The sequence below is a fragment of the Streptomyces sp. NPDC055966 genome (assembly GCF_042269865.1).
Lineage (GTDB): Bacteria > Actinomycetota > Actinomycetes > Streptomycetales > Streptomycetaceae > Streptomyces.
The window spans coordinates 1-13698 of sequence record NZ_JBHJYK010000006.1 but is presented as its reverse complement, the minus strand read 5'-3'; the positions used below and the strand labels follow the sequence as shown (position 1 = coordinate 13698).

Here is a 13698-nt window from a genome sequence, read left to right as displayed (position 1 = left end):
CCAACCCCACGTCCATGGTTCCCGGTGGTTGGCCCTATCGTGACCGGCATGCAGTCCTACACGATCGGCCAGGCGGCGCGGCTGCTCGGCGTGAGCCCGGACACCGCCCGCCGCTGGGCCGACGCGGGCCGGGTGGCCACCCATCGCGACGAGGCCGGGCGCCGGCTCATCGACGGCCGTGCCCTCGCCGCGTTCTCGGTCGAACTGGCCAAGGCGGCCGGCGGCGAGGAGGACGCCTCCTACACCTCCGTCCGCAACGCCTTCCCCGGCATCGTCACCGCGATCAAGCTCGGCGACGTCGCCGCCCAGGTCGAGATCCAGGCGGGCCCGCACCGGCTGGTGTCCCTGCTGACCCGGGAGGCCGTGGAGGAACTGGGCCTGGAGGTCGGCATGGAGGCCACCGCGCGCGTGAAGTCCACCAACGTGCACATCGACCGCGTCTGACGCGGCGGGGTCAGCGGCAGAGCAGCGCCGCCCACAGGTCCAGCCGGTCCCGCAGCCGCGACAGGTCGCGCCCCGTCAGCCGCTCGATCCGCTCCACCCGGTAGTGCACGGTGTTGACGTGCAGATGCAGCGCCTGCGCCGTGCGCGCCCAGGAGCCGTCGCAGGCCAGGAACGTCTCCAGGGTGCCGAGCAGGACCGCGACGGGCGGCCGGCCGGTCTCCAGCAGCGGGCCGAGCACCGTACGGGCATAGGCGGTGCGCACCTCGGCCGGCACACCGGTGAGCAGCGCGTCGAGGGTGGTGAGGCCGCGGGCGTCGGTCAGGCGGGAGGCGTCGGGCGCGGTGGTCCGCGCGGAGGTGAGGGCGTACCGGGCCTGCCCGAGCGCGGCGCCGAGCTCCCCGGGCCCCGCCGCGGGCGCGCCGGTGCCGCCGTGCAGGACGACCCCGGGCACGCACCCGGCGACCAGCGGCCAGACCTCGTCCGCCCAGCCGTCGGGCACCCCGGACAGCACCGCGAAGGCGCCCCCGTCCGGCAGCCGGCCGACGGCCGCGGCTTCCCCGGGCCCGCCCTCCGCGCCCGCCTCCGCCACGGCCTCCTCGGCTCGCGCGGCCACCACCGCGGCACCGCCCGCGTCGCCGGCCGTCACCGCATGCCCCGCCAGTTCCGTCAACGCGCCCTCGGCGAGCGGCCCTTCGTCCGGCCCTGGCCGCCGTGTCCCGGCGTCCGCGACGAGGACCAGGTACGGCCCCGTCTCCGGCAGCCCGCACCGCCGCAGCGCCGCCTCCACCGTGCCGTCCTCGCGCGCGTCCGGGGCCGACAGCAGCGCGCCGAGTTCGTCGGCCGCGCGCAGCCGGGCCGAGGGGCGCCGGGCGGCGGCCTCCTGGCAGTGGGCCAGCACGGCGGCGACCTCGTGCAGCATGCGCGGCGGGGCGGCGTCCGGGTCGGGCAGGTACAACAGCCGGCGCTCGTACGGCGAGACGCCGCTCGCGTCGACGGAGGCGGTCACCCCGGTGCCGTCCGCGACGAGCGCGAGCGCCTCCCGCGGGGGCACCGGCGGGGCACCCTCGGTGGCGGCGACCGTACGGCCCGAGGGCGTGAAGACGTAGGCGGCGGTCCGGCCGAGGTGGGCGAAGGCCTCGGCGAGGACGGCGTGCGGGCCGGCCTCCTGGGCGAGCAGCCGGCTCAGCCGCACGCGCGCGTTCTCCGGCAGCGCGTGATGCCGGCTCAGCCCGCCCCACTGGCGCAGGTACACGGTGTCGGTGATCGACCGGAACATGATGTGTGCGGGCACCCCGGCCACCGGCACGCCGTGGCGCACGCACGCCTCGACCAGGTCGTCGGGCACGGTCCCGTGCGTCTCCTCGCCCGCGAGCAGCGCGGCGGCCCCCGCGTCCTTCAGGGCCGAGACGAACCGTTCGGCCTTGCCGGAGCCGCCGTCGGGTGACCACCACACCAGCCCGCTGAGGACCACCTCGCCGGGCCGTACGAACCGGGCCGGGTCCTCCAGGTCCGTGACGGTCACTCCGCTGATTTCGCGCCGCAGCAGCGCGTCCTCCGCCCACAGCAGGCGCAGCCCGAGGGAGGCGTCCCCCAGGAGGTGTTCGACGTGCATGTGCTGGCTCCTCGTACGGCCGCCGCGGGGTGAGCACATCCCCCGGCATCTCGCATTCACCAGGTGAGTGCGAGAGAAGGCATCGTAAATGCAAGGTTGCCGGAGCGGAATGCCTCTTGGTTGATCCTCCAGTCCCGGGACCTGCGACGTCGGTGTTTCCGTGCCCCGCACCAGTCGATTCGACCGGTTCCCGTTGGTTCACTTCCGGCCATGGACCTGAACACGGTGGCCGAGATACGAGACGCCCGGCGGCCCGCGCCCTGGCGGCCCGGGGACGCCTGGCTCGGCGGCGGGACGTATCTGTTCTCCGAGCCCCAGCCGCACCTGCGGCGTCTGGTGGACCTGAGCCGCATGGGCTGGACGCCCGCACAGCGGCACCCGGACGGCTCCCTGGAGCTGGCCGCCACCTGCACCATCGCCCAACTGTCCCGCTGCGCACAGGACTTGACCGCCCCCGCGGCGCCCCTCTTCGAGCAGTGCTGCCGGGCCTTCCTCGCCTCGTTCAAGATCTGGAACATGGCCACCGTCGGCGGGAACCTGTGCAACGGCCTGCCGGCCGGCCCGATGATCTCGCTCACGGCCGCGCTCGACGGCACCTGCCTGCTCCTCGCCCAGGACGGATCCGCGCGCCGCCCGAAGGTCGCCGACTTCGTCACCGGCGCGGGCCGCAAGGATCTGGCCGAGGGCGAGCTGCTGCGCTCGGTCACCCTGCCCGCCCGCGCCCTCGCCTGCCGTACGGCGTTCCGGCAGGTCTCGCTGTACGGCCTCGGGCGCTCGGCCGCCCTCGTCATCGGCACCCTCGACCCGGTCGACCACTCCCTCACGGTCACCGTCACCGCGGCCACGGTGCGCCCGGTGCGGCTGTGGTTCCCGCTGCCGCCGACGGCCGCGGCGCTGCGGGCGGCGGTCGAGGGGGCCGGCGCGGACGGCGAGTGGTTCGACGACATCCACGGACTGCCCGAGTGGCGGCGGCACATGGCACTGCGGCTGGCGGAGGAGATCCGCCGGGAACTGACGGAGGAGGAGCGGCGATGAGGGTCGAGGTCAACGGACGGTCCCACGAGGAGGACCCCCGCCCGGGCCAGTGTCTGCGCACGTATCTGCGCGAGCGCGGCTGGTTCGGCGTGAAGAAGGGCTGTGACCAGGGCGACTGCGGCGCCTGCACCGTCCACGTGGACGGCGAGCCGGTGCACAGCTGCCTCTACCCGGCCTTCCGCGCCGACGGCCGCAGCGTCACCACCGTCGAGGGCCTGGCCGCCCCGGACGGCGAACTCCACCCCGTGCAGCGCACGTTCCTCGACGCCCAGGGCTTCCAGTGCGGCTTCTGCACGGCCGGCTTCCTGATGACCACGGCAGCGCTCACGGAGGACCAACTCGCCGATCTGCCCAGGGCGTTCAAGGGCAATCTGTGCCGCTGCACCGGCTACCGGGCCATCGAGGACGCCGTGCGCGGGGTGAAGAACGTGGAGGCGCCCGCGCCCGGCGAGACCGTCGGCCGCAGCCTGCCCGCCCCGGCCGGACCGCAGGTCGTCACCGGCACCGCCCGCTACACCTTCGACATCGACGTACCGGGCCTGCTCCACATGAAGCTGCTGCGCTCCCCGCACGCCCACGCCCGCATCCTCGCGATCGACACCTCCGCCGCCCTGCGCGTCCCCGGCGTGCACGCCGTGCTCACCCACCACGACGCCCCGGAACGGCACTTCTCCACCGCCCGCCACGAACACCCCGAGGAGGACCCGGACGACACCCGCGTCCTGGACGACACCGTCCGCCACATCGGCCAGCGCGTCGCCGCCGTCGTCGCCGACAGCGAGGGCGCCGCGGAGGAGGGCTGCCGGCGGATCGAGGTGACGTACGAGGTGCTGCCCGCCGTCCTCGACCCGGAGGAGGCCATGCGCCCCGGCGCCCCGGTGGTCCACGACAAGGACGCGGCGACGGCCCGCATCGCGCGCCCCGAGGCCAACGTCGTCGGCGAGGCGCACGGCGAGCTCGGCGACGTCGAAGCGGGCTTCGCGGCGGCGGACGTCGTCTACGAGGACACCTTCCGCACCCAGCGCGTCCAGCACGCCAGCCTGGAGACGCACGGCGCCCTCGCCTGGATCGACGAGGACGGCCGGCTCACCGTCCGCACCAGCTCCCAGACGCCGTTCCTCACCCGCCGCGCCCTGTGCGCGCTGTACGACCTGCCCGAGGACCAGGTCCGGGTGCTGGCGGGGCGGGTCGGCGGCGGGTTCGGCGGCAAGCAGGAGATGCTGGTCGAGGACATCGTGGCGCTCGCCGTGCTGAGGCTGCGCCGCCCGGTGAAACTGGAGTACACACGCGCGGAGCAGTTCTACGGCGCCACCACCCGGCACCCCTTCACGATCCGGGTGAAGGCGGGCGCCCGCCGCGACGGCACCCTCACCGCGCTCCAGCTGCGCGTCGTCGCGAACACGGGCGCGTACGGCAACCACGGGCCGGCCGTGATGTTCCACAGCGTCGGCGAGTCCCTGGCCGTCTACCGCGCCCCGCACAAGAAGGTCGACGCCTACTCGGTCTACACGCACACCGTCCCGGCGGGCGCCTTCCGCGGCTACGGCCTGGGCCAGGTGCTGTTCGCGGTGGAGTCGGCGCTGGACGAGCTGGCCCGCCGACTGGACCTGGATCCCCTGGAGTTCAAGGCGCGCAACATCATCGGGCCCGACGAACCGATGCTCACCCCGGGCGGCCACGAGGAGGACCTGCACATCGCGAGCTACGGCCTCGACCAGTGCGTGGCGATCGTGCGCCGGGCCCAGGCGGAGCCGGCGTCCGAGCCCGTCCCCGCGGGGTGGCTGGTCGGCGACGGCGCCGCGCTGGCGATGATCGCGACCGGCCCGCCCGGCGGCCACATCGCCGACGCCAGGGCTTCCCTGCTGCCGGACGGCACCTTCGACCTGGCCGTCGGCACCGCCGAGTTCGGCAACGGCACCACGACGGTGCACAAGCAGATCGCGGCCGGCGAGCTGGCCACCACCGTCGACCGGATCGCCGTCCGCCAGTCCGACACGGACGTCGTACGGCACGACACCGGCGCCTTCGCCTCGACCGGTACGGTCGTCGCGGGCAAGGCCACCCTGCGCGCCGCCCGCGCCCTCGCCGACCAGCTGCTGGACTTCGCCGCCGCCCACCTGGCCGTCCCGCGCGGGCGGTGCCGGCTGACGGAGGAGGCCGTGCTCCACCCGGGCGGACGCCTGCTGCTGAAGGAGGTGTACGCGGCCGCGCGCACCGTCGGCCTGGAGCTGAGCGCCGACGGGCACTTCGGCGGCACCCCGCGCTCGGTCGCCTTCAACGCGCACTGGTTCCGGGTGGCGGTCGACCCCGGGACCGGCGAGATCCGCATCCTGCGCAGTGTGCACGCGGCCGACGCGGGCAAGGTGATGAACCCGATGCAGTGCCGGGGGCAGGTCGAGGGCGGGGTCGCCCAGGCGCTCGGCGCCACCCTCTTCGAGCGGGTCCTGCTGGACGGGCGGCGCGCGGTCGACACCGCCGCCTTCCGCCGCTACCGGCTCCCGCAGTACGCCGACGTGCCGCGCACCGAGGTGCACTTCATGGAGACGGCGGACGCGATCGGCCCGCTGGGCGCCAAGTCGATGAGCGAGAGCCCGTTCAACCCGGTCGCCCCGGCCCTGGCCAACGCGCTGCGGGACGCAGCGGGTGTGCGGTTCACCGAGGTGCCGCTGCTGCGCGACCGGGTGTGGCGGGCGCTGGAGCGCCACAGCGGTAACCGCCGTCCACCCGGATCGCGGTGATCCCGCTGATGTGCCGGGCGCCGCACCGGTCCTGTGGGAGGACCAGCTGGGGTCCGGCCGAATCCAGTGGAGTCTCGTCGATGCGCACGCCCAGCAGGACGGGCGCGTCCGCGAAGTCCGGGTCGATCTCGGCCCAGGACAGCACCGCGTGGTGGCCGTCGGTGCCGGTGACGGCGATGAGGAAGCGCAGCCGGTCCTTGCGCCGCGCCGGGTCGAAGTCCGGGCCGGCGTCGGCGAGGACGTCGTACAGGCGCGGTCCGGTGAAGCGGTGGTGCTGGATGCCGCTGGTCGCGCAGTCGAAGCTGACGTCCGCCCGGTGCTGCGGCCAGTGCAGCAGCTCCGGCACGGTCAGCCGGGCGGGCCTGGCGAGATCGCCGGTCAGGGCGAGTTGCGCGAGCGTCATCTGCGACCACCTCCCGCAGGACGGTACCCGCCGGAGTGCGCCGTACAAACGCACATGCAAGCTACATGTCACAAGTTCGCAGCTCATGCGATGTGACAGGAGACTTACCCCTGGCAGATGCGGCATTATCATCGCCGCACGGCCGGTTCCTCCGGCCGCGACAGGGCGCGACACTTGTTCCACAGAACGCGAGGAGTAGACCCGTGATGACCCGTTCCGTGCGCCGGACCCGACGGATGCTGAAGGTTGCCGGTGCGGGAGCCGCCGCCCTGCTGGCACTCAGCGCCTGTTCCTCCTCGTCGAAGTCCTCGGACTCGTCGGGCTCGTCGGCCCCGTCGGACGCCTCCGGCTCCCCCAAGCTCTCCGGCAGCGTCACCGTGTTCGCGGCCGCCTCCCTCAAGGAGAGCTTCACGGCCCTGGGCAAGGAGTTCGAGCAGCAGCACCCCGGCACCAAGGTCAGCTTCAACTTCGGCGGCAGCGACACGCTGGCCGCGAGCATCACCAGCGGCGCCCCGGCGGACGTCTTCGCCGCCGCCAGCCCCAAGACCATGGCGATCGTCACGGGCAAGAAGGACGCGGCCGGCACCCCGGCCACCTTCGTCCGCAACCAGCTGGAGATCGCGACCCTGCCGGGCAACCCGCACAAGGTGGCCTCGCTGAAGGACCTCACCGCCTCCGGCCTGAAGGTCGTGCTGTGCGACAAGACCGTGCCGTGCGGCGCCGCCGCGCAGAAGGCCCTGGACGCCAGCCACCTCAAGCTCACCCCGGTCTCCTACGAGCAGGACGTCAAGGGCGCCCTCAACAAGGTGGAACTGAAGGAGGCCGACGCCGCCGTCGTCTACAAGACCGACGTGCACGCCGCCGGCAGCAAGGTGCAGGGCGTGGAGTTCCCGGAGTCGGCCAAGGCGATCAACGACTACCCGATCGTCCTGCTGAAGAACGCGCCGAACGCCGAGGCCGCCAAGGCGTTCATCGCCCTCGTGCAGTCCGCCGAGGGCGAGAAGGTGCTGAGCGAGGCCGGGTTCCTCAAGCCGTGACCTCGCCTCTCGAACCCGACGCCGCGACCGGCCCCCGCACGGGCCGGCCGCGGCGTCGCCGCGTCGGCACGGGGGGCCGGCGCGGGGTGCCGTTGCCGCTGCTGCTGCCGGGCCTGGTGGCGCTGGCGTTTCTGCTGCTGCCGCTGCTCGCGCTGCTGGTCCGCGCGCCCTGGCGCACGCTGCCGGACCAGCTGTCCAGCACCCAGGTCTGGCAGGCGCTCCAGCTGTCCCTGGTCAGCGCGACGGCGGCGACGGCCGTCAGCCTCGTCCTGGGCGTGCCCCTGGCCTGGCTGCTGGCCCGCACCGAGTTTCCCGGCCGGGGGTTCGTCCGGGCCCTGGTGACCCTGCCCCTCGTCCTGCCGCCGGTGGTCGGTGGTGTGGCCCTGCTGCTGGCCCTCGGCCGCAACGGCGTGATCGGCAAGTGGCTGGACGCCTGGTTCGGGATCACCCTGCCGTTCACCACCACCGGGGTGGTGGTCGCGGAGGCGTTCGTCGCGATGCCGTTCCTGGTCATCAGCGTCGAGGGCACCCTGCGCGCGGCCGATCCGCGCTACGAGGAGGCGGCGACCACCCTCGGCGCGTCCCGCTTCACCGCGTTCCGCCGGGTCACCCTGCCGCTCATCGCCCCCGGCATCGCGGCCGGCTCGGTCCTCGCCTGGGCCCGCGCGCTCGGCGAGTTCGGCGCGACGATCACCTTCGCCGGCAACTTCCCCGGCCGCACCCAGACCATGCCCCTCGCGGTCTATCTCGCCCTCCAGGACGACCCCGACGCCGCCATCTCCCTCAGCCTGGTCCTGCTCGCGGTGTCGATCGCGGTGCTGGCGGGGCTGCGGGACCGCTGGATGACGGGAGCGTGAGCGTGGCCGCCGACCCCGGGCGTGTGCGAACGTACCGTCCCATGACCGACATCGACGCCCCCGAAGCCGCCCCGACCCGGGTGGGCGGCGAGGGGCTCGACGCCCGGCTCGTCGTCGACCGGGACGCCTTCCGCCTGGACGTCTCCCTCACCGCCGCCCCCGGCGACGTCGTCGCCCTGCTCGGCCCCAACGGCGCCGGCAAGACCACCGCCCTGCGCGCCCTCGCCGGTCTCGTCCCGCTCACCGACGGGCATCTCCGGCTCGACGGCGCCTCCTTGGCGGACACTCCCCCGGAGTCCCGCCCGGTCGGCGTGGTCTTCCAGGACTACCTGCTCTTCCCGCACCTGACCGCCCTGGACAACGTGGCCTTCGGGCCGCGCTGCCAGGGCGTCTCCAAGACCGAGGCCCGTACCCGGGCGGCCGCGTGGCTGGAGCGCATGGGGCTCGCCGACCACGCCCACGCCAAGCCACGCCGGCTGTCCGGCGGGCAGGCCCAGCGGGTGGCCGTCGCCCGGGCCCTTGCCACCCGCCCGCGGCTGCTGCTCCTGGACGAGCCGCTGGCCGCCCTGGACGCCCGCACCCGCCTGGAGGTCCGGGCCCAACTGCGCCGCCATCTGGCCGAGTTCGAGGCGGTCGCCGTTCTCGTCACGCACGACCCGCTGGACGCCATGGTGCTCGCGGACCGGCTGGTCGTCATCGAGGACGGCCAGGTGGTGCAGGAGGGCACCCCCGCCGACATCGCCCGCCACCCCCGCACCGACTACATCGCCCAGCTCGTCGGCCTCAACCTCTACCGGGGCCGGGCGGACGGGCACGCGGTACGGCTCGACGCCGGGCCCTCGCTCACGACCACCGAGGAGCTGTCCGGGCCCGTCTTCGTGGCGTTCCCGCCGAGCGCCGTCACCCTGTTCCGGGACCGGCCGACCGGCGCGAGCGCCCGGAACCTGTGGCGCTGCGAGGTCGAGGGCCTGGAGACGCACGGCGACCAGATCCGCGCCGGCCTCGTCGGCGAACTCCCGCTCGCGGCCGACCTCACCACGGTCGCCGCGGCCGAGCTGGATCTGCACCTGGGCGCCGCTGTCTGGGCGACGGTCAAAGCGACGCAGACGCACGCATACCCGGCTTAGGTGACCGCGCGCCCTACCGTGGGTGCCCATGACCCTGAGCATCCGCAATCAGCTGCCCGGCGCCGTCACCGAGGTCCGGTCGGGCGAGGCGATGGCCGCCGTGAAGGTCCGCCTCGGCGGCGGGCAGCACCTCACCGCGGCGATCACCCTGGAGGCCGCCGAGGAACTCGCCCTCGCCCCCGGCTCGCCCGTACGCGCCCTCGTGAAATCGACCGAGGTCTCCCTCGCCAGCGGCCGGGTCGAGGGCCTGTCGATCCGCAACCAGCTGCCCGGCGCGGTCACCGGCCTCGTCACCGGTGCCGTCATGGCGACCGTCCGGATCACCGTCGACGGCGGCGAACTGACCGCGGCGATCACCAAGGACGCGGTCGAGGACCTCGGCCTCTTCGTGGGCTCCGACGTGGTCGCTCTGATCAAGGCGACCGAGGTGGCCCTCGCGACGGAGTGACACGGCGGGTGACACGGCGAGGGCCCCGCCCGGGAATCCGGGCGGGGCCCTCGATGTCACCGCCCGCCGCCGTGCCGGCGGGCGAGAGGTGTCAGTCCTCGTACGCGTCCGGCGGCGGGCAGGAGCAGACCAGGTTGCGGTCGCCGAAGGCCTGGTCGATCCGGCGCACCGGCGGCCAGTACTTGTCGGCGGCGGAGACACCGGCCGGGAAGACGGCCTCCTCGCGGCTGTAGGCGTGCGCCCAGTCGCCGCCGAGCGCGGCGGCGGTGTGCGGGGCGTTCCGCAGCGGGTTGTCCTCCGCCGGCCACTCGTCCGCGCCGACCTTCTCGATCTCCGCGCGGATGGCGATCATCGCGTCGCAGAACCGGTCCAGCTCGGCGAGGTCCTCGGACTCGGTCGGCTCGATCATGAGCGTGCCGGCCACCGGGAAGGACATGGTGGGCGCGTGGAAGCCGTAGTCGATGAGCCGCTTGGCGACGTCGTCCACGCTGACGCCGGTCGCCTTGGTCAGCGGGCGCAGGTCGATGATGCACTCGTGCGCGACCAGGCCGCCGGGGCCGGTGTAGAGCACGGGGTAGTGCGGCTCCAGGCGCTTGGCGACGTAGTTCGCCGACAGCACGGCGACCTGCGTGGCCCGCTTGAGACCCTCGCCGCCCATCAGGCGGACGTACGCCCAGGAGATGGGCAGGATGCCCGCCGAGCCCCAGGGGGCGGCCGAGACCGGGCCGACGCCCGTCTCGGGGCCGGCCGCGGGCTGGAGCGGGTGGTTCGGCAGGTACGGCGCGAGGTGCGAGCGGACCGCGACCGGGCCGACGCCGGGACCGCCGCCGCCGTGCGGGATGCAGAAGGTCTTGTGCAGGTTCAGATGCGAGACGTCACCGCCGAAGTGGCCCGGCTTGGCGAGGCCGACCAGCGCGTTGAGGTTCGCGCCGTCGACGTACACCTGGCCGCCCGCCTCGTGCACCCGGGCACAGATGTCGGCGACGTGCTCCTCGAAGACGCCGTGCGTCGACGGGTAGGTGATCATCAGCACCGCCAGCTCGGCGCGGTGCTGCTCGATCTTGGCGCGCAGGTCCTCGACGTCGATCTCGCCGTCCTCGGCGGTCTTGACGACGACGACCTTCATGCCGGCCATCACGGCGCTGGCCGCGTTGGTGCCGTGCGCGGAGGACGGGATCAGGCAGACGGTGCGCTGCTCGTCGCCATTGGCGCGGTGGTAGCCGCGTACGGCGAGCAGACCGGCCAGCTCACCCTGGGAGCCGGCGTTCGGCTGGAGGGAGACCTTGTCGTAGCCGGTGACCTCGGCGAGACGTTCCTCCAGCTCGCGGATGAGGGTGAGGAAGCCCTGCGCCTGCTCGGCCGGCGCGAAGGGGTGCAGCCCGCCGAACTCGGGCCAGGTGACCGGCTCCATCTCGGTGGTCGCGTTGAGCTTCATGGTGCAGGAGCCCAGCGGGATCATGCCGCGGTCGAGCGCGTAGTCGCGGTCGGCGAGCTTGCGCAGGTAGCGCAGCATCGCGGTCTCGGAGCGGTGCTGGTGGAAGACCGGGTGGGTGAGGTAGTCGTCGCCGCGCAGCAGCGCCTCGGGCAGGGCGTCCGCGGCGGTCGCGTCGAGCGCCGCTATGTCGCCCGCGACGCCGAAGGCCGCGAGGACCACGCCCAGCCGGTCCCGGTCGGTGGTCTCGTCGCAGGCCACGGAGACGTGGTCGGCGTCGACCGGGCGCAGGTTCACGCCGTTCTCCCGGGCGGCGGCGACGACCTCGGCGGCCTTGCCGGGCACGCGCGCGGTGACGGTGTCGAAGAAGGCACCGTGGACGACCTCGACACCGCCGGCCCGCAGGCCCTCGGCGAGAAGCGTGGCGTACCGGTGCGTCCGCCGGGCGATGATCCGCAGCCCCTCCGGGCCGTGGTAGACGGCGTACATGCCGGCCATGACGGCGAGCAGCACCTGCGCGGTGCAGATGTTGCTGGTGGCCTTCTCACGGCGGATGTGCTGCTCACGGGTCTGGAGCGCGAGCCGGTAGGCCTTGTTGCCGTCGGCGTCGACGGAGACGCCCACGAGCCGGCCGGGCAGGCTGCGCGCGAACTTCTCCTGCACGGCCATGTAACCGGCGTGCGGACCGCCGAAGCCCATCGGCACGCCGAACCGCTGGGTGGTGCCGACCGCGATGTCCGCGCCCAGCTCACCCGGCGAGGTCAGCAGGGTCAGCGCGAGCAGGTCGGCGGCGACGGTGACGAGGGCGCCCAGCTCGTGCGCCTGGTCGATGACCGGCCTGATGTCGCGTACGGCACCGGAGGCGCCCGGGTACTGGATCAGTACGCCGTTGATCTCGCGCGCGGCGATGTCGGCCGGGATGCCCTCGCTGAGGTCGGCGACGACGACCTCGACACCGGTCGGTTCGGAGCGGGTCTCGATGACGGCGATGGTCTGCGGCAGCACGTCCGCGTCGACCAGGAACAGACCCTTCTTGTTCTTGCCCATGCGCCGGGACAGCGCCATGGCCTCGGCGGCCGCCGTGCCCTCGTCCAGCAGGGAGGCACCGGAGGTCGGCAGCCCGGTCAGGTCGGCGACCATGGTCTGGAAGTTCAGCAGGGCCTCCAGCCGACCCTGGGAGATCTCCGGCTGGTAGGGCGTGTACGCCGTGTACCAGGCGGGGTTCTCCATGACGTTGCGCAGGATGACGGGCGGGGTGAACGTCCCGTAGTACCCCAGGCCGATCATCGAGCCGAGCACCTGGTTGCGGTCCGCGAGCGCGCGCAGCTCGGCGAGCACCTCGGCCTCGGTGCGGGCGCCCGGCAGGTCGAGGGCGTCGGCGTTCTTGATCACGTCGGGGACCGCGGCGGCGGTCAGCTCGTCCAGCGAGCCGTAGCCGACCTGCGCGAGCATCTTGGCCCGCGCCTCCTGGTCGGGCCCGATGTGGCGCTGTTCGAAGGGAATACCCGCTTCGAGGTCGGAGAGCGGCATGCGGTGGGCGGTCATTGCGGAGGCCTCCTGGTCTGACGCGACCTTCGAAGGGCACCACGGTGCGGTGCCCCGACGGCCTCCCCCTCTGTCATCTCAACCTGAGAGCTTCACCGGGCGCCCGAGAGGCCCGGCTTTCACCGTCGGTGAGAGCGGAAGCCGTCGACAACCGCCCTGCTTTCCAGAGTGACCTCGTCCGTGCGGTACGTGAGCCTGAGAGATTCCGGGGAGGATTTGCTCCTTCGGCGCCTCCGAGGTGATCGGAGGACTCTCCCGCACGGGTTCAGCAGCCGTTGTCAGACTACCAGCGAGGTCAACGCCCGAGCCCTCGAGTGGCCGCCTCCGCGAATCTGCTCTTTTGTAGTGGTTACGGATGAGTTGTGACCATGTGGAGGGAGAGCGACCGTGCAGACCGACATCGATCCGCGCAACCTGATCGGCCGCAAGGCGTTCGACCGCAGCGGCACCAAGATCGGCACCGTCGACGAGGTGTACCTGGACGACGCGACCGGCATACCCGAGTGGGCGGCCATACGCACCGGCCTGTTCTCCCGTGACGCGTTCGTCCCGCTGGAACCGAGCGAACTCGTCGAGGGCACCCTCCGCGTCCCCTTCGACCGCGCCCTCATCAAGGACGCCCCGGACTTCGGCGTGGGCCGCCATCTCTCCCCCGAACAGGAACTCCAGCTCTACCACCACTACGGCCTCGACACGGCCCTGCCTCCCACGCTCCCCGACCGGGACTTCGGCAAGCTGGCCGGGTCGGAGGAGGCCTGAGGCCGGCGCACCCCGCCAGGGGGTGTCGTTCGGATCATGCCGGCGTCGCGGGCCCTGGCACGCCCATCTGCGGCATTGTCATCGATCACCGGCTCCCCCACGACCCCGCTCGGCTCGGCCGGCAGGCGGCCGTTCCTCACGGCCGGCCTGATCCAAGCGACACCCCCTAGTAGTGCTTCGTTACGTCGAGTGATCTCGGCTGGTGGTGGGCAGCTTCCCGGTATGAGGTTGGGGGAAGTGGAACGGCTCCGGGGTGAGTTA

11 protein-coding genes and 1 riboswitch are annotated in these 13698 nt (G+C 73.3%); of the genes, 8 read left to right on the top strand and 3 right to left on the bottom strand.

The annotated features are described in order from the left end of the window. Window positions 1-48 precede the first annotated feature (48 nt). Complete coding sequence (locus ACFC8N_RS14380) at window positions 49-444, top strand: molybdopterin-binding protein (RefSeq protein WP_071377990.1); 396 nt, start codon at window positions 49-51, stop codon at window positions 442-444. 10 nt (window positions 445-454) lie between these two features. On the opposite strand, the gene ACFC8N_RS14375 is transcribed toward ACFC8N_RS14380, so the two are convergent. After that, window positions 455-2056, bottom strand: a complete 1602-nt coding sequence (locus ACFC8N_RS14375) for a helix-turn-helix domain-containing protein (RefSeq protein WP_376288302.1) — start codon at window positions 2054-2056, stop codon at window positions 455-457. A gap of 210 nt (window positions 2057-2266) precedes the next feature. Here ACFC8N_RS14375 and ACFC8N_RS14370 point away from each other — a divergent pair, with 210 nt between their 5' ends. After that, window positions 2267-3091: an FAD binding domain-containing protein gene (locus ACFC8N_RS14370; protein ID WP_376288301.1), complete on the top strand. Its 825-nt coding sequence runs from the start codon at window positions 2267-2269 to the stop codon at window positions 3089-3091. After that, window positions 3088-5829, top strand: coding sequence for a molybdopterin-dependent oxidoreductase (locus ACFC8N_RS14365; protein WP_376288300.1), 2742 nt, complete (start codon window positions 3088-3090; stop codon window positions 5827-5829). Before ACFC8N_RS14370 ends, ACFC8N_RS14365 begins: the two co-directional genes overlap by 4 nt. Here the strand turns inward: ACFC8N_RS14365 and ACFC8N_RS14360 are convergent. Then, window positions 5744-6232, bottom strand: a complete 489-nt coding sequence (locus ACFC8N_RS14360) for a molybdopterin-dependent oxidoreductase (protein ID WP_356037288.1) — start codon at window positions 6230-6232, stop codon at window positions 5744-5746. The genes ACFC8N_RS14365 and ACFC8N_RS14360 overlap by 86 nt on opposite strands. Before the next feature lie 206 nt (window positions 6233-6438). Here ACFC8N_RS14360 and modA point away from each other — a divergent pair, with 206 nt between their 5' ends. From modA to ACFC8N_RS14340, 4 genes are read left to right on the top strand one after another with little or no spacing between them, the layout of a single operon-like run. Then, window positions 6439-7269, top strand: coding sequence for a molybdate ABC transporter substrate-binding protein (modA, locus tag ACFC8N_RS14355; protein WP_356037286.1), 831 nt, complete (start codon window positions 6439-6441; stop codon window positions 7267-7269). Continuing rightward, entirely contained in the window at window positions 7266-8126 is an 861-nt protein-coding gene (gene modB, locus ACFC8N_RS14350) for a molybdate ABC transporter permease subunit (RefSeq protein WP_362821410.1), read from the top strand. Before modA ends, modB begins: the two co-directional genes overlap by 4 nt. A 41-nt stretch (window positions 8127-8167) precedes the next feature. Further along, entirely contained in the window at window positions 8168-9253 is a 1086-nt protein-coding gene (locus ACFC8N_RS14345) for an ABC transporter ATP-binding protein (protein WP_376288299.1), read from the top strand. Window positions 9254-9281: 28 nt separating this feature from the next. Next, window positions 9282-9701, top strand: coding sequence for a TOBE domain-containing protein (locus tag ACFC8N_RS14340; RefSeq protein ID WP_362821412.1), 420 nt, complete (start codon window positions 9282-9284; stop codon window positions 9699-9701). A gap of 91 nt (window positions 9702-9792) precedes the next feature. Here ACFC8N_RS14340 and gcvP read toward each other — a convergent pair whose 3' ends face one another. Then, window positions 9793-12678, bottom strand: coding sequence for an aminomethyl-transferring glycine dehydrogenase (gene gcvP / locus ACFC8N_RS14335; RefSeq protein WP_356037279.1), 2886 nt, complete (start codon window positions 12676-12678; stop codon window positions 9793-9795). 173 nt (window positions 12679-12851) lie between these two features. After that, window positions 12852-12946, bottom strand: a riboswitch (glycine riboswitch). Between the two features lie 119 nt (window positions 12947-13065). Here gcvP and ACFC8N_RS14330 point away from each other — a divergent pair. Next, window positions 13066-13437, top strand: coding sequence for a PRC-barrel domain-containing protein (locus ACFC8N_RS14330; RefSeq protein WP_376288298.1), 372 nt, complete (start codon window positions 13066-13068; stop codon window positions 13435-13437). The last annotated feature ends 261 nt before the right edge of the window (window positions 13438-13698 follow it).